Source organism: Dyadobacter sandarakinus (assembly GCF_016894445.1).
GTDB lineage: Bacteria > Bacteroidota > Bacteroidia > Cytophagales > Spirosomataceae > Dyadobacter > Dyadobacter sandarakinus.
Window position 1 is genome coordinate 4,997,396 of sequence record NZ_CP056775.1, and the last position, 15,717, is coordinate 5,013,112.

General features: G+C 44.9%; 11 protein-coding genes and 1 tRNA gene. All 12 read left to right on the top strand.

The genetic code is table 11. The features are described from left to right. The first annotated feature begins 54 nt into the window (after nucleotides 1-54). A complete protein-coding gene (gene rpsA / locus HWI92_RS20570; protein WP_204658782.1) occupies nucleotides 55-1,860 on the top strand; it encodes a 30S ribosomal protein S1 in 1,806 nt (601 codons plus the stop codon). 85 nt (nucleotides 1,861-1,945) lie between these two features. Further along, nucleotides 1,946-2,016 (top strand) — tRNA-Cys (locus tag HWI92_RS20575). 293 nt (nucleotides 2,017-2,309) lie between these two features. Further along, entirely contained in the window at nucleotides 2,310-3,587 is a 1,278-nt protein-coding gene (locus HWI92_RS20580; RefSeq protein WP_204658784.1) for a c-type cytochrome, read from the top strand. A 46-nt stretch (nucleotides 3,588-3,633) separates the two neighbouring features. Next, nucleotides 3,634-6,729 (top strand): TAT-variant-translocated molybdopterin oxidoreductase, encoded by a 3,096-nt coding sequence (locus HWI92_RS20585; RefSeq protein WP_204658786.1) that lies wholly within the window; start codon nucleotides 3,634-3,636, stop codon nucleotides 6,727-6,729. Nucleotides 6,730-6,774: 45 nt separating this feature from the next. After that, complete coding sequence (gene nrfD / locus HWI92_RS20590) at nucleotides 6,775-8,208, top strand: NrfD/PsrC family molybdoenzyme membrane anchor subunit (protein WP_204658788.1); 1,434 nt, start codon at nucleotides 6,775-6,777, stop codon at nucleotides 8,206-8,208. Nucleotides 8,209-8,246: 38 nt separating this feature from the next. Beyond that, on the top strand, nucleotides 8,247-8,777 hold the full coding sequence (locus HWI92_RS20595) for a DUF3341 domain-containing protein (RefSeq protein WP_204658790.1): 531 nt from the start codon (nucleotides 8,247-8,249) through the stop codon (nucleotides 8,775-8,777). Between the two features lie 13 nt (nucleotides 8,778-8,790). Then, the gene (locus HWI92_RS20600) at nucleotides 8,791-9,399 is read left to right on the top strand and encodes a c-type cytochrome (RefSeq protein ID WP_204658792.1); all 609 of its coding nucleotides are present in this window, start codon (nucleotides 8,791-8,793) and stop codon (nucleotides 9,397-9,399) included. A 32-nt stretch (nucleotides 9,400-9,431) separates the two neighbouring features. Then, nucleotides 9,432-10,781 (top strand): quinol:cytochrome C oxidoreductase, encoded by a 1,350-nt coding sequence (locus tag HWI92_RS20605; RefSeq protein ID WP_204658794.1) that lies wholly within the window; start codon nucleotides 9,432-9,434, stop codon nucleotides 10,779-10,781. Between the two features lie 19 nt (nucleotides 10,782-10,800). Beyond that, nucleotides 10,801-11,910, top strand: coding sequence for a cytochrome c oxidase subunit II (locus HWI92_RS20610; protein WP_204658796.1), 1,110 nt, complete (start codon nucleotides 10,801-10,803; stop codon nucleotides 11,908-11,910). Between the two features lie 27 nt (nucleotides 11,911-11,937). Then, nucleotides 11,938-13,821, top strand: a complete 1,884-nt coding sequence (locus HWI92_RS20615; protein WP_204658798.1) for a cytochrome c oxidase subunit I — start codon at nucleotides 11,938-11,940, stop codon at nucleotides 13,819-13,821. Next, on the top strand, nucleotides 13,796-14,824 hold the full coding sequence (locus HWI92_RS20620; RefSeq protein ID WP_204658800.1) for a COX15/CtaA family protein: 1,029 nt from the start codon (nucleotides 13,796-13,798) through the stop codon (nucleotides 14,822-14,824). Before HWI92_RS20615 ends, HWI92_RS20620 begins: the two co-directional genes overlap by 26 nt. Beyond that, nucleotides 14,821-15,714 (top strand): heme o synthase, encoded by an 894-nt coding sequence (gene cyoE, locus HWI92_RS20625; RefSeq protein WP_229248395.1) that lies wholly within the window; start codon nucleotides 14,821-14,823, stop codon nucleotides 15,712-15,714. Before HWI92_RS20620 ends, cyoE begins: the two co-directional genes overlap by 4 nt. Nucleotides 15,715-15,717 lie beyond the last annotated feature (3 nt).

A 15,717-nucleotide genomic window follows, 5' to 3' on the forward strand; every position in this document is an offset into this window, starting at 1 on the left:
TTTTCAGCTATTTAGCTCGTGAGCTGATGTATCAAAGAGCAGCAATTCCTATTTATGTCAAAGGAAAACCAAAATCAAGTATTTCCCGATTTCGATTGGGATAAGGCAGAAGACAAAGGTTTCGGTACAGGGTATTCATCCTCCGATCGCCGGAACCTTGAACAAATGTATGAGACAACCCTTTCCCCTGTTCAGGAAAAAGAGGTTGTAAAAGGTGTTGTTGTGGGAATAACAGACCGTGAAGTAATCCTGAACATCGGTTTCAAATCCGACGGTATCGTTTCATTCAACGAATTCCGCGATTTGCCGGGAATGAAAATCGGGGATGAAGTGGAAGTTTACGTGGAAAACCAGGAGGATGCACAAGGTCAGCTGGTATTGTCCCGTAAAAAAGCGAAAGTAATTACTGCATGGGATAACATTCAGAAATCGTTTGATGAGGATGTTGTGATCGATGCTAATGTCAAAAGAAGGACCAAAGGTGGTCTTATCGTTGATATATTCGGAATCGAGGCGTTCTTGCCAGGTTCTCAGATCGACGTTAAACCGATCCGTGATTTCGACATTTTCGTTGGAAAACGCATGGAGGTTAAAGTCGTTAAGATCAACTACGCAAATGATAACGTGGTTGTATCTCACAAAGTCCTGATCGAAAAAGATCTGGAAGCACAACGTCAGCAAATCCTGAACAACCTTGAAAAAGGTCAGGTACTCGAAGGTGTGATCAAGAACATGACCAACTTTGGTGTGTTCATCGACCTTGGTGGTGTTGACGGACTTCTTCACATTACAGATATTTCGTGGGGCCGTATCAACCATCCGTCCGACCTGCTGGCTTTGGATCAGAAACTCAATGTGGTTGTATTGGATTTCGACGAAGAGAAAAAACGTATCTCTCTCGGCTTGAAACAACTTCAGTCGCATCCATGGGATTCACTGGACGAAGAAATCCAGGTTGGATCGAAAGTTACAGGACGTATCGTCAATGTGGCTGATTATGGTGCATTCCTTGAAATCAAACCAGGTGTTGAAGGTCTGATCCACGTGTCTGAAATGTCTTGGTCACAGCATCTGCGCAATCCGCAGGAGTTTATGACAGTAGGTGATGAAATCAATGCAGTAGTATTGACGCTGGATCGTCAGGAACGCAAAATGTCCTTGGGCATCAAGCAGCTTACCGAGGATCCTTGGACTCAGGCTTCCCTGAAAGAGAAATATGCAGTAGGAACCCGTCACAAAGGTGTTGTACGTAACCTTACCAATTTTGGCTTGTTCATCGAGCTGGAAGAAGGTATTGATGGCTTAGTACACGTTTCTGACCTTTCCTGGACGAAAAAGATCAAGCATCCTTCCGATTTCGTGAAAGTAAGCGATGAACTGGAAGTGGTTGTTCTTGAACTTGACGCTGAAAACCGTCGTCTGGCTTTGGGTCACAAACAGCTTGAAGAAAATCCATGGGATACTTTCGAAACAATTTTTGAAGTAGGCTCAGTACATAAATCTACCATCGTTGCCAAAGGTGATAAGTTTGCAACGCTTGAACTTCCTTACGGAATCGAGGGTGTATCTGCAATCAAAAACCTGACAAAAGAAGATGGTACAGTTGCAGAAGTAGGTGAAAGCCTTGATTTCACAGTTCTTGAATTTCTGAAAGACGAGAAGAAAATTGTTCTTTCACACTCAAAAGTGAAGTCTGCTCCTGTAGAAGAGAAAAAAGAGGATAAATCTCCAAGAAGTGGTAACAAAGCACCTGCTGATACCACACCGAAAGAAGCAGAAAAATCAACTTTCGGAGATCTGAGTGTTCTTTCTGCATTGAAGGAACAAATGGAGGAAAGCGAGAAAAAAGGAAAAAAGTAACGGATTAATGTCTTACAGACAAAAAATTTGATACTTTTGCACCCGGTTTAACTGCCAGTCCCGGCGACTGGCAGTTACCTTACAAGGTTCCGTGGCCGAGTGGCTAGGCAGAGGTCTGCAAAACCTCGTACAGCGGTTCGAATCCGCTCGGAACCTCATCCAATTAGATTGCATTATTTCAGACACCGGCAATCAAAAAATTAGTAGAAAAATACCATTTGTAGTCCACCTCAACGGGGAAGCTGCAAATGGTATTTTTTTGTTAAATACTTTTGAATGAAAACCTCGTTTTCAGGCCTGAGAGCGTGAAAAATGACCATAAATTAGACAAATTATAAATAAGTTTGGGGGGCAAAATATCGCCTAAATACTTTTGTGGATAACGAATCGTGAGCTAGTTTTGTCTGTTGAAGAATAATGAATAGTTAATTATGAATATACCATTGCAAATGGACTTCAGATTTTTTTCCTTCCCAAATCTCTCCAAAACGCTTCTGTCTTTTCTAATTGCGGCTCTGCTAGTTGTACCAAATCTAGTTTCAGCTCAGGACAGTACAGCAGCGGCAGGTGCTCCTGCAGCGGGTGGCGGGGATGCTGCAAAGGGGGAAACAATCTTTAAAAACAACTGTGCGCAATGCCACTCAGTAACAGATGAGCGTGTAGTAGGCCCTGGTCTGAAGGGAGCCAGCTCACGTCATGATTTTGCGTGGCTTACCAAATGGGTACGTAACTCGCAGGCTGTCATAGCATCAGGCGATCCTTATGCCGTTAAGATTTACAATGAGTACTCAAAAGCTCAGATGACAAGCTTTCCCAACTTGTCGGAAGATGATATCAAAAGCATTTTTGCGTATGTAGACAATGCATCCAGCGCGGCTCCTGCAGCGGCAGCTGGTGGTGCAGCGGCTCCTGCTGCAGCGGCAGCGGGTTCTGCGCAAGGCGGTGCACCTTCGGACATGTTCATTCTTGTGCTGGTTGCACTTGTGGTTGTCATGTTGCTGGTTCTTGGCGTATTGCTGGTAATTGTTTCCTTGTTGTCCAAGGCTGTTACAGGGGAGACGGTTGAGCCGGTTAGAGGTGATTTTGCCAGTCGTCTTGGTGCATCTTTAAAGAAAATGGCTGGCGACCCGGCTATCCGGTCAGCTACGATCTGGATTTTCCTTCTGCTTGTTATTAAAGCTACGATTGACGGTGCTTACAGTGTTGGTGTTCAGCAGGGTTATGCACCAAAGCAGCCAATTTCCTTCTCACATAAGCTACACGCAGGAGAATACAAGATTGATTGTAATTACTGCCACACCGGTGTAAACAGGGGTAAGTCTGCTCACATTCCTTCGGCAAACATCTGTATGAATTGCCACGGTGTGATCAAGAAGGAATCACCTGAAATCCAGAAGATTTATACTTCTATCGAGAACAACCAGCCTATTGAATGGGTGCGTGTACACAACCTGCCTGACCTGGCTTACTTCAACCACGCTCAGCACGTGAATGTAGGTGGTCTGGAATGTCAGAACTGCCACGGTGAGGTTGAAAAAATGGAAGTAATACAACAACGTTCATCATTGACGATGGGATGGTGTATAGACTGTCACCGCAAGACGGAGGTTAATACAAAGGACAACAAGTACTATGACAAGCTGGTGCAGTTGCATGCTGAGGGAAGCAAGGAAGCTTTGAAAGTAGCTGATATTGGTGGTTTGGAATGTTCAAAATGCCACTATTAAGAGAGAAATAACACCCGGATACATAGCATTGTATTGAATAAGTTTTATGGAAAATACTGATAAAAGATACTGGCGGGGACTTGAAGAGCTGCGGAATGATGAGAAGTTTGTAAAGGATGCAAGTTCTGAGTTCGGTAGCGAGCCGATCGGTGAGAAATATGAGAGTTTAATAGATGGAGCAGGTAGTCACCGACGTGATTTCCTGAAAGTACTTGGTTTCGGTATGGCAGCTGTATCTCTGGCAGCCTGCGAAACTCCGGTAAAGAAGGCAATTCCTTATGTAAATAAACCAGAAGGAGAATTTCCAACCATTGCAAACTGGTATGCTTCTACCTATTCAGAAGGTGGAGAATATGCCAGTATTCTGGTTAAAACAAGAGAAGGCCGCCCGGTTAAGATAGAAGGTAACTCCCTGTCGAAAGTATCTGCAGGAACGGGTGCGAGGGTACAGGCGTCACTGCTTGGCCTGTACGACAATGAAAAACTAAGAGGACCGAAAAAGGGTGAAGATACCAAGGTATCCTGGGAAACGGTTGATAAAGAAATTACCGCGCAACTCGGACAGATCGCTGCAAAAGGCGGAGCAATCAGAATTTTGTCATCAACAATTCTCAGCCCGTCAACCAAAGCCGTTATAGCTGATTTTACTGCAAAATACCCAACTACGACACACGTAGTATACGATGCAAATTCCTCAGCCGCAATCCTGAAGGCCAATGAGCTTTCCTTCGGTAAGGCTGTTTTTCCTTCGTACGATTTCAGCAAAGCGAAAGTAATAATAGGGATTGATGCTGACTTTTTGGGTACCTGGGTGGCGCCGGATGGTTATGCCAAAGCTTACGCAGCAACCCGCCGGGTGAGCAGCGAAGCAGGTGGTAAGAAAGATATGTCGCGGCATTACCAGTTTGAATCGGGTTTGTCCGTGACGGGTAGTAATGCAGATTATCGTGTAGCAGTTAAGCCTTCCCAGATCGGTTTGGTAGCCGCTGCGCTTTACAATAAAGTAGCCGCCAAATTAGGTGGTACTTCAATCAGTGCTGCGGCACTGCAAATCCCTGACCTGGACAAAGCTGCTGCCGAATTGGTTGCTGCAAAAAGCCAGGCATTGGTAGTAAGCGGCATTAATGATCCGGCTGTACAGGTTGTGATCAACGCATTGAATGGTTTGCTCGGCAGTTATGGCACAACCATTAATCTAGACAAGCCTGTAAATTTCCGTCAGGGAAATGACATCGCGATGAATCAGTTTATCGACGATGTGAAAGGTGGAAAGGTCAGCGCATTATTCCTGCTTGGTGCGAACCCTGTTTATGATCACCCCCGTGGTGCTGAGTTGGTATCTGCATTGCCGAGAGTTACTCTTAGTGTTTCTTTCAGTGAGCGGGCCGACGAAACTTCATCTCTGTTGAAATACATCTGTCCTGCGCCTCATTTTCTTGAATCTTGGGGAGATGCAGAACCAGTTGCCGGATCTTACAGTCTTATACAGCCTGCAATCAGCCGCATATTCACGACCCGTCAATCTCAGGAGAGCTTATTGAAATGGGCTGGCTTGCCAACCGATTTCCATGCATATGTGCGTTCGTACTGGAGAAAGAATGTGTTCCCGCAATCAGGCGCTGGTGATTTCGAGAAATTCTGGATCAAATCACTTCATGACGGGGTATTTGATATAAATACTACTGCTATTGCAAATGGCGCCACGTTTGCCGGTGACCTTACAGGCGCAGCATCAGCTATTTCTAAAAACTACAAGGCATCTTCATCCGGAATCGAGTTGATGCTGTATGAGAATGTTGGTATAGGTACAGGTTCAACAGCAAACAACCCTTGGTTGCAGGAACTTCCTGATCCGATTACAAAAGCTTGCTGGGACAATTACGCTTGTATTTCCCAGAAAACGGCAACTGATCTTGGCCTGTCACAAGGTGATGTAGTTAAAGTTGACCTGAAAGGTAAATTGGTTGAAGTACCTGTTGTTATCCAGCCAGGCCAGGCAAACGGAACAGTAGCGATTGCCGTAGGATACGGTCGTGAAAAAGCAGGAAAATCTGCAAATGGTGTAGGTAAGAATGTATTTCCATTTGCTACATCAACCGGTGGGTACATTTCATTTAACCCGGGAGAAGTTACCGTAACCAAGACGGGCGATACACGTGAAATCGCTCAGACGCAGACGCACAGTACTGTAATGAATCGTAAGTCGGTTCTGCAGGAAACCATCCTTTCTCATTTCCAGAAAGATCCGATGGCCGGTAGGTTCAAACCGGAAATCCAGACTGCTGAAGGTCCGGTAGATGCTACCGACCTGTCGTTGTGGAATGGTCATAAATATAAAAACCATTCATGGGGAATGGTCATTGATCTCAATACCTGCTTTGGTTGCGGATCATGCGTAGTAAGCTGTCAAGCTGAAAACAACATTCCGGTAGTAGGTCGCCAGGAAGTGATTAACAGTCGTGAGATGCACTGGATCAGGATTGACCGCTATTACAGCAGCGATGCTGATGCCGAAGATCTTCGCGGATTGGAAATTGCATCGGAAAATCCGGAAGTTACATTCCAGCCAATGCTGTGCCAGCATTGTAACAACGCTCCGTGCGAGACGGTTTGTCCAGTTTTGGCAACAACCCACAGCTCAGAAGGATTGAACCAAATGACCTACAATCGTTGCGTAGGTACGCGTTATTGCGCAAACAACTGTCCTTACAAAGTACGTCGTTTCAATTGGTTCAAATATTTTGATAATGATAACTTCGATTATCATTTCAATAATGATTTGGGTAAAATGGTGATTAACCCTGATGTAACGGTACGTTCACGTGGAGTAATTGAAAAATGCTCAATGTGCGTACAGAGAATTCAGGAAGCCAAGCTGACAGCGAAAAAAGAAAGAAGACGTATTGTGGATGGTGAGGTAAATGTGGCTTGTGCTTCTGCATGTCCAACTGATGCTATTACGTTTGGCGACATGAACGATCCTGAAAGCAGGGTTTCCAAGTTGCTTGAAGTAGAGCGCGAAGGCCGTGCATTCCACATGCTCGAGGAAATTAACACTCGTCCGCAGCTGGCATATCTTAGCAAGATCCGTAACAAGGAAGCGGGAGTTGCTAAGGCAGGTGCAGAGAAGGAACACGCTTGATTCTGAGGTTGAATTAGAAGATCAAAACAATAAATTGATATTAGTATGCATGTTACTTCACCTGTAAGAGAACCCCTGATTCAAGGCGGGAAAACGTACGCAGACGTAACGGAAGATATTTGTCGCCACGTTGAAGGAGCGCCGACCAAGGAGTGGAAGATCGCATTTGGTATTTCCCTGATTGTTCTGGCGTATGGTACAGTATGCCTTGCCTGGACCTGGTGGGAAGGACTTGGCGTGTGGGGATTGAACAAGACAGTAGGCTGGGCGTGGGACATTACCAACTTCGTATGGTGGGTAGGTATTGGTCACGCAGGTACATTGATCTCAGCGATTTTGTTGCTTTTCCGTCAGAAATGGAGAACGTCTATCAACCGTGCAGCGGAAGCGATGACGATCTTTGCGGTTCTTTGTGCTGCGTCTTTCATTCTGATGCACATGGGCCGTCCATGGTTGGCATATTGGGCTTTGCCACTTCCAAACGCATTCGGATCACTTTGGGTGAACTTCAACTCACCGCTGGTATGGGACGTTTTTGCGATCAGTACTTACTTCTCTGTTTCATTAGTGTTCTGGTACATTGGTCTTATTCCTGACCTTGCCACAATCCGCGACAGAGCAACCAGCAAAGTTTCACGCTTCATGTACGGCACTTTTGCTATGGGCTGGGATGGTTCAGCTAAAACATGGGCACGTTACGAATATATCAGCTTAATTCTTGCTGGCTTATCAACACCGCTCGTACTTTCCGTTCACACAATTGTTAGTATGGACTTTGCAACGTCCGTTATTCCGGGATGGCATACTACAATCTTCCCACCTTACTTTGTTGCAGGAGCGATTTTCTCGGGTTTTGCGATGGTACAAAACCTGATGCTGATTACTAGGGTAGTTTACCGGTTGGAAGACTATATCACACTGGAGCACATTGAAACCATGAACAAGGTAATTACCCTGACCGGTTCGGTAGTAGGTGTTGCCTATATCACTGAGTTCTTCATTGCATGGTATGGTGGTGTTGAATACGAATATTATGCATTCTTCAATCGTATGACCGGTCCTTACTGGTGGGCATACTGGGCTATGATGACCTGTAACGTAATATCTCCACAGCTGTTCTGGTCAAGAACACTGCGCAGAAGTATCACTTTTACGTTCTTCATTTCAGTAGTGGTAAATATTGGGATGTGGTTTGAACGCTTTGTAATTATTGTGACGTCACTGCACCGCGACTACATTCCTTCAAGCTGGACGATGTTTTCTCCAACCAGGTATGACATTGGTGATTACATATTCTCATTCGGGCTTTTCTTTACACTCTTCCTGTTATTCTCGAAATATCTGCCGGTTATAAACATGGCCGAGGTAAAAGCCGTACTGCGCTCAACTTCTGCCCAGCTTCCGGGAAAAATTGCTGGTGTAGCGAAAGTACGTCAGCGTGGAACAGCTGAGCCGGCGTATAATAAGGATAAAGAATAGAAATTTAGACGACTTAGAAAGTTTCAATTAGTATAAACATGGCAGAGTTATCTGGTAAATATTTGGTCGGGGTTTACGACGACGATGATACTGTTCTTCATGCAGTGCCAAAGCTGCGGAAGGCCGGAGTTAAGATCAAAGAAGTTTATTCACCCTTTCCGATTCACGGAATGGATGAAGCCCTTGGGCATCCCAGAACAAGAATCGGTATTGCCGCCTTTATGTTTGGTGTTACAGGCTGCTGCTGCGCATTGGCATTGATGATCTGGACTATGGGTATTGACTGGCCGATGATTATTGGTGGTAAAGATCCTATTTCGATCCCAAACTACATTCCTATTACCTTTGAGCTTACGGTACTATTCACAGCATTTGGAATGGTAACTACCTTTTTTGTATCTAATGGACTCGGACCCGGTACGCATGCTCACCCAAGGTTTGATGAGCGTTCTACTGATAACAAGTTTGTGATGGCAATTGAGCTTGGTCGCAATTCTATGACGGTTGACGAGATTACCCGGGCTTTGAGAGACAGCGGCGCAGAAGAAGTCAATGTTAAGCAATTTTAAAAGCGTGTTCGTAATGAGATTTAAAGGTTTATATAGATTTTCCCTGATTGCTGCTACGCTTTTTTTGGCAGTTACTGCCTGTAAGCGTAAGCCTAATGACCCTGGAAAAGAGTATGCTCCCAACATGTACCTGCCAGTAGGGTACGAACCTTACAAGCAGGAGAAAGCAAACCCAATCAATCCGATGGGTTTGACAATGAGACTTCCTGTTGCTGGTACAGTAGCCCGTCGGAATTATCGTACATCCTTTGGAGAGTCAGACTCAGTGAGTACCGATCTGATGGTTTACAATGTTCCTGCCGATAGCATTACGATTTCGGAACGCGTGTTGAAGAATCCAGTGCCTCTTAATGAGCAGTCATTAGCAGAAGGTAAAGTACTTTACGATCGGTACTGCCAGCATTGCCATGGCGCTACGGGAGCTGGTGACGGAAAAGTTGGAGCGATGTATAAGGGTGTTCCGAATTATGCGAGTGATGCTTACAAGAATTTGAATGAAGGACATATTTTCCATGTAATTACCTACGGAAAAGGCAGAATGTGGCCGCATGGGTCGCAGATTAATCCGGAGGAACGTTGGAAGATTGTACACTACGTTCAGAAGTTACAGAAGGGCGCTTAACGAAATTTGAATAACAGAGAAATTAAAATATAATGGCATCAGCACATTCGATTCCTTCTATTGAAGAGCGGTTTGAATTTACATCAGGAGCTAAGAAGAGTTTGTTGATTGGCGGTGGCGTAGGTGTTGCCCTGATTTTACTTGGAGCTTATCTTGCGGCAACAGGTAGCGGTCATGAAGTTGCGGCTCATGGTGCAGAACATGCAGCACAAGCTGCAGGGCATGCCGCTGCACATGGCGGAGGCCATGAAGCTGCTGCGGAAGGCGGGCATCATGCAAAAGGTTTGATGGCACGCATCTGGGCCAATCTTTGGGTTAATGGCGTGTACTTTACAGGTATGGCGGTTGTAGGAATGTTTTTCTTGTCCTATAACTACCTGGCTCAGGCTGGATGGTCTGCGGTTTTCAAGAGAGTTCCTGAGGCGCTGCCAGCATTCTTGCCAGTTACGGGTGTTGTGCTAATCGTTACATTCCTTTTTGGTGGACACGATTTATTTCACTGGACGCATGAAGGATTGTATGAAGTTGGTGGTCCTGAGTACGACGCAATCATTGCTGGTAAAAGAGGCTACTTGAATACGCCTTTTTACCTGATACGTCTTGTTCTTTACTTCGCATTGTGGTACGGTTTGTGGCGTGTGATTCGGAACTTGTCTTTGCAGGAGGATGAGATTGGTGGTACTGATTTTTATGAAAAATCAATCCGTTTTGGAACTGCATTTTTGGTTGTATTCGGTGTAACTTCTTCCACGTCGGCCTGGGACTTTGTAATGTCAGTTGACACACACTGGTTCAGCACAATGTTTGGATGGTATACACTTGCAAGCTGGCACGTAGCCGGGTTAGCAGTTATCACGCTGACTATCGTTTTACTTCGTGAACGTGGTTATTTGCGTGCGGTTAATTCAAGCCACCTGAGAGACCTTGGTAAGTTTGTATTTGCTTTCAGTATTTTCTGGACATATGTATGGTTCGCCCAATTCCTGTTGATTTACTACGCCAACTTACCGGAAGAAACGATTTACTTCATTGAGCGTTTCCGCGGACATGGTGGATTCTTCAAAGCCCCTTTCTTTATTACCTTGTTCCTGAACTTCTTCTTTCCTTTTCTGGTCTTAATGACAAGGGATGCAAAGTTTACCCATTCTATTTTGAAAGTTGCTTGCTGGAGTGTGATTATAGGTCATTACTTGGATTTCTACACGAACATTATGCCTGGTTCCATGGGTGCCAGTGCAGGGTTTGGACCGCTGGAAGTCGGATTCTTTATTTTGTTCCTCTGCGCGTTCGGTTATTCGATTGCTAACCAATTGACGAAAGCTAATCTGATTCCGAGAAATCACCCTATGCTGGAAGAGTCGTTGCATCACGACATAGCTTAATCGAAAATCAGTCATCATTATGTATATAGTTATCGCATTAATTGCTCTTGTTTTTGTCGTGCTCACGGGTGTTGTGATCGCCCGGCTTCAGAAAGTTCTGAAAAGTATTAATCGATCGGACGAGTACTCTGCGGTTCCTTCAGGAAACAAGGTCAACGGAGCGTTGTTCATTGTTATATTAGTTCTGGGAGCAGTATCTATTACCTGGTCCTACCTGCATGCACGCGAATTCTTCCTGCCGGAGGCATCTTCAATACATGGCAGGAGAACTGATGACCTGTTTTGGTTTTCAATGGGAATTTTGACGATACCATTTATCATTGTCAACTTTCTGATATTCTTCTTTTCCTGGAAGTACCAGCACAAGCCTAATACCAGGGCGTCGTTTTATCCTGAAAATCACAGGTTAGAGTTGATCTGGACAATTGTTCCTGCTATTGTTATGGCACTTTTGGTATTTACCGGATGGAGAGCATGGTCTGACATTACTTCGGAAGCGCCAAAAGATGCCGAAGTGATTGAGATTACAGGAAAGCAGTTTAACTGGATTGTACGTTACGGAGGTGTTAAGGATAATACATTGGGTGATTACAATTACAAGCTGATCGACTCACAAAATGAAGTAGGTATTGATCTCTCCGATGAAAACTCGTTTGATGATTTTACCACTCCAAGTGAAATGCACATCCCGGTTAATCGCCCGGTGTTGCTGAAGATTAGAGCTCGCGATGTGTTGCACAGTGTGTTCATCCCTCACATGCGTGTCAAAATGGATGCAGTTCCAGGTTTGCCAACCAGGTTTTGGTTCGTGCCTGATAAGTCGACAGCTGACATGCGTGCAGAACTGAATAACCCGAACTTTGACTATGAAATTGCCTGTACAGAAGTTTGTGGGCAAGGACACTTTTCAATGAAAATACGCCTTATCGTTGAAGACGAAGCATCTTACAAGAAGTGGTGTGCTGAGCAGCCAAGTTTCCTCCAGACTTATCCGGAGTACTTGGCGAAGGTTCCTGAAAATCTGAAAGCCAAGGCTATGAAGTTTGTTCCTGCTGAGGCAGCAACACCAGCGGCGGATAGTTCAGCAGCTTCAGGGAGTGTAGGTGGAGGAGCAAGCAGTCTTCGCTAATTTTGAAAAATCTAATACAATAATTATATGTCAGCTATTGAAGGATTAGATTCAGCTCACCAACATGTTGTCGAGCATGAACATCATCATGAAGAGCCTAACTTCTGGAAAAAATATATTTTCTCAGAAGATCATAAAGTCATTGCAAAGCAATATCTGATCACTGGTATCCTCTGGGCTGTTATAGGCATTTCCATGTCTGTTATATTCCGGATACAACTTGGTCTTCCGGATTCTAACCTTTCATGGTTAAAACCGGTACTTGGAGGTTGGATTAGTGATACAGGTAAGCTGGATCCTAACTTTTACCTTGCGCTTGTTACCATGCACGGTACCATTATGGTATTCTTTGTGCTTACAGCCGGGTTGAGCGGTACTTTTAGTAACTTCTTAATTCCATTGCAGATTGGTGCCCGGGATATGGCTTCGGGCTTTATGAACATGCTTTCCTACTGGTTCTTTTTTCTTGCCAGTGTTATCATGTTCGCCTCACTGTTTTTACAGCAGGGACCTGCTGCGGGTGGATGGGTTATTTATCCCCCACTAAGTGCGCTTCCGCAAGCACACCCGGGATCAGGCATGGGTATGACCCTATGGCTGATGAGTATGGCTTTCTTTATCGTATCTCAGCTACTAGGTGGTATTAACTACATTACTACGGTTATCAATTTGCGTACACGCGGTATGTCATTTGACAGGCTGCCACTCACAATCTGGTCTTTCCTGATTACAGCGGTACTCGGTCTTATTTCGTTCCCGGTTCTTCTTTCGTCCGTATTGCTTCTCATCTTCGACCGTCACTTCGGTACCAGCTTTTATCTTTCAGATATATATATCAATGGAGAAGCATTGCCGAACGTAGGTGGTAGCCCTATTTTGTTCCAGCACCTTTTCTGGTTCCTGGGTCACCCTGAAGTTTACATCGTTCTTCTGCCAGCACTTGGTATTACTTCAGAAGTAATTGCAACAAACTCGCGCAAACCGATCTTCGGTTATCGCGCCATGATTGCATCTATGCTGGGTATTGCATTTTTGGCATTCATCGTTTGGGCTCACCACATGTTTGTGACAGGTATGAATCCATTCCTTGGCTCAGTGTTCATGTTCCTGACGCTGATCATTGCCGTACCTTCCGCAGTAAAAGGGTTCAACTATATTACTACGCTTTGGAGAGGTAACATCGTTTTTACGCCGGGTATGCTCTTTTCAATCGGATTGGTTTCTCTGTTTGTGTCAGGAGGTTTAACCGGGATTATTCTTGGTAACAGTGCCCTTGATATCCAACTGCATGATACGTACTTTGTTGTTGCCCACTTCCACCTTGTAATGGGTGCGGCTTCGGCCTTTGGATTATTTGCGGGAGTTTACCACTGGTTTCCTAAAATGTTTGGAAGAATGATGAATACCAGCCTCGGACAGCTACACTTTTGGTTGACTTTCCTGGGCGTATATCTGGTGTTTATTCCAATGCACTATGTAGGTATCGCTGGTTTTCCTCGTCGATATTATCAGTTCACAAGCTACGACTTTACCCATAAGTTCATGGACATGAATATGTTCATTTCCGTAGCTGCGATTTTCGCTTTTCTTGCTCAGTTTATCTTCCTTTGGAACTTCTTCTACAGCATTTTCAAAGGTAAGAAAGCGCCTCAAAATCCGTGGAGATCGAATACGCTTGAATGGACAGCTCCTGTCAACCCAGGTCATGGTAACTGGGAAGGTGATCTTCCTGCAGTGTACCGCTGGTCTTATGATTACAGCAAGCCGGGTGCAAAGGAGGATTTTATCCCTCAGAACGTTCCATATTCTCAGACACTGGAATCTAACTTCCCGCATGAGAATGAACTGATTGCCACAGAAAAGGCTATTGAGTCGCAGAATTTTAATGACCAATTTAAAGTCTCACATTGAGCCAAAAGCTAACCGTCGTTTTCGGCGGTTAGCTTTAAATACAATCATTGTACTCTACCTGCTTATTGTCGCGGGTGGAGTAGTGAGGAGTACAGGCTCCGGCATGGGTTGTCCGGATTGGCCCCGCTGTTTCGGAAGATGGGTTCCACCTACCGAGTTGAGCGAGCTACCTGCTGATTACAAGGAGGTTTACCGCGGAAAGCTGAAGGGCGAGGTTATATTCAATCCGGCAAAAACCTGGACTGAATATGTAAACAGACTGATAGGAGCTTTTACGGGAGTTATGATTTTCCTCCTGCTCCTAGCTTCACTTCCATTCCTGAAAAGAGGTCCCAGGAAAATATTCTACTACAGCCTTTCCGCTTTCCTTCTTGTTGGGTTTCAGGGTTGGCTTGGTGCAAAGGTAGTTTCATTTGAACTTGCACCTGTTGTAGTTACGTTGCACATGTTACTGGCTATTGTAATCGTCTTTTTGGTACTATACCTTTTTACCTGGGCGAGATTTTTTGGTCAGAGTGACATCAACAATGTTAAAGACAAAGCAGGGCTAAGTGGATGGGGTGTTGCTGCCATGAGCCTTTCTCTGGTACAAATCCTGCTGGGTACCCAGGTACGTGAGACGATGGACGTCACTATTGCTGCTTTGGGTTATGATCAGCGGGCACTCTGGATAGGGTCACTTGGTACCGAGTTCTATATTCACCGGTCTTTCTCAATATTGCTGGTGCTTATAAATGGACTCTGGATCTATAAGGTCCTGCAGGTTGAGCAGGCTGGCTCAATCATACGGAAGTTTGCTTTTGCCTGTGCAGGTGTTTTGGGTATAGAGTTGCTTACAGGTATATCGATGGCTTACCTTGGTGTACCAGCCTTAGCGCAACCATCACATCTTGTACTTGCGATCATTCTGATAGGCTTACAGTACATGGTTTGGCTTCTGAATAGTAAAAGATATTTGAGTACAGCGCCCCAATCCGGCGCTCCTATATTGGTTAACGAATGACATCAGCTGAGGAAAGTTTAAGTCTTTTTAGTGGAGTTAGGGGTAGGTTGAGTGTTCTGTTCGAGCTATTGAAGTTCAGATTAGCTTCATTAATTGCTTTTTCCGGCGCGATGGGTTACTGCCTCGGTGCAAAGGAAGTAAGCGGCGTAAAAATGGTGCTGTTTATCATTGCTTCAATCGCTATCACCGGTGCTGCTAATATCATTAATCAGATTCTTGAAAAGGATCTGGATAAATTGATGAAGCGGACGATGTCCAGACCCCTACCGAGTGGCCGGATCTCTGTCGAACAGGCTGCTGCTTACGCAATCATTTTGGGCGTGGGATCCTTGGCAATCTTCGTTACAGCTTTCAACCTGAATACTGCGCTCATATCGCTTCTTTCACTGATTCTGTATGGTTTTGTTTACACACCATTAAAGAAAGTCGGTCCGATTGCGGTGTTTGTTGGAGCATTCCCAGGGGCATTTCCTCCCATGATTGGTTGGGTGGCGGCTACAAACCACTTTGGTCTTGAACCGGGTATTCTGTTTGCCATTCAGTTCTTCTGGCAGTTTCCGCATTTCTGGGCTATCGCCTGGGTTCTGGATGATGATTATCGGAGAGCAGGCTTTAAGTTGCTGCCTGCAAATGGCCTCAAAGATTCAGATACAACGTTGCAGATTATGATTTACACGTTGTTTTTGCTTCCGGTTGGCTGGTTGCCATATGAGTTGGGAATGACGGGGATAAACTCTGCGTTCGTAGCTTCGATTTTCGGAATTCTATTTCTTGCGCAGACTTTCCATCTGATGCGTACCTGTACGGACAAGACTGCCAAGCAACTGATGTTCGGATCGTTTATATACCTGCCCATTGTGCAAATTGCGTTTTTGTTGGATAAATTGTGATTA

Bases quoted from the DNA above. Each gene is read 5' to 3' on its own strand.
- rpsA (WP_204658782.1), top strand. From the start codon at position 55: ATGTCAAAGGAAAACCAAAATCAAGTATTTCCCGATTTCGATTGGGAT.
- HWI92_RS20580 (WP_204658784.1), top strand. From the start codon at position 2,310: ATGGACTTCAGATTTTTTTCCTTCCCAAATCTCTCCAAAACGCTTCTG.
- HWI92_RS20585 (WP_204658786.1), top strand. From the start codon at position 3,634: ATGGAAAATACTGATAAAAGATACTGGCGGGGACTTGAAGAGCTGCGG.
- nrfD (WP_204658788.1), top strand. From the start codon at position 6,775: ATGCATGTTACTTCACCTGTAAGAGAACCCCTGATTCAAGGCGGGAAA.
- HWI92_RS20595 (WP_204658790.1), top strand. From the start codon at position 8,247: ATGGCAGAGTTATCTGGTAAATATTTGGTCGGGGTTTACGACGACGAT.
- HWI92_RS20600 (WP_204658792.1), top strand. From the start codon at position 8,791: ATGAGATTTAAAGGTTTATATAGATTTTCCCTGATTGCTGCTACGCTT.
- HWI92_RS20605 (WP_204658794.1), top strand. From the start codon at position 9,432: ATGGCATCAGCACATTCGATTCCTTCTATTGAAGAGCGGTTTGAATTT.
- HWI92_RS20610 (WP_204658796.1), top strand. From the start codon at position 10,801: ATGTATATAGTTATCGCATTAATTGCTCTTGTTTTTGTCGTGCTCACG.
- HWI92_RS20615 (WP_204658798.1), top strand. From the start codon at position 11,938: ATGTCAGCTATTGAAGGATTAGATTCAGCTCACCAACATGTTGTCGAG.
- HWI92_RS20620 (WP_204658800.1), top strand. From the start codon at position 13,796: ATGACCAATTTAAAGTCTCACATTGAGCCAAAAGCTAACCGTCGTTTT.
- cyoE (WP_229248395.1), top strand. From the start codon at position 14,821: ATGACATCAGCTGAGGAAAGTTTAAGTCTTTTTAGTGGAGTTAGGGGT.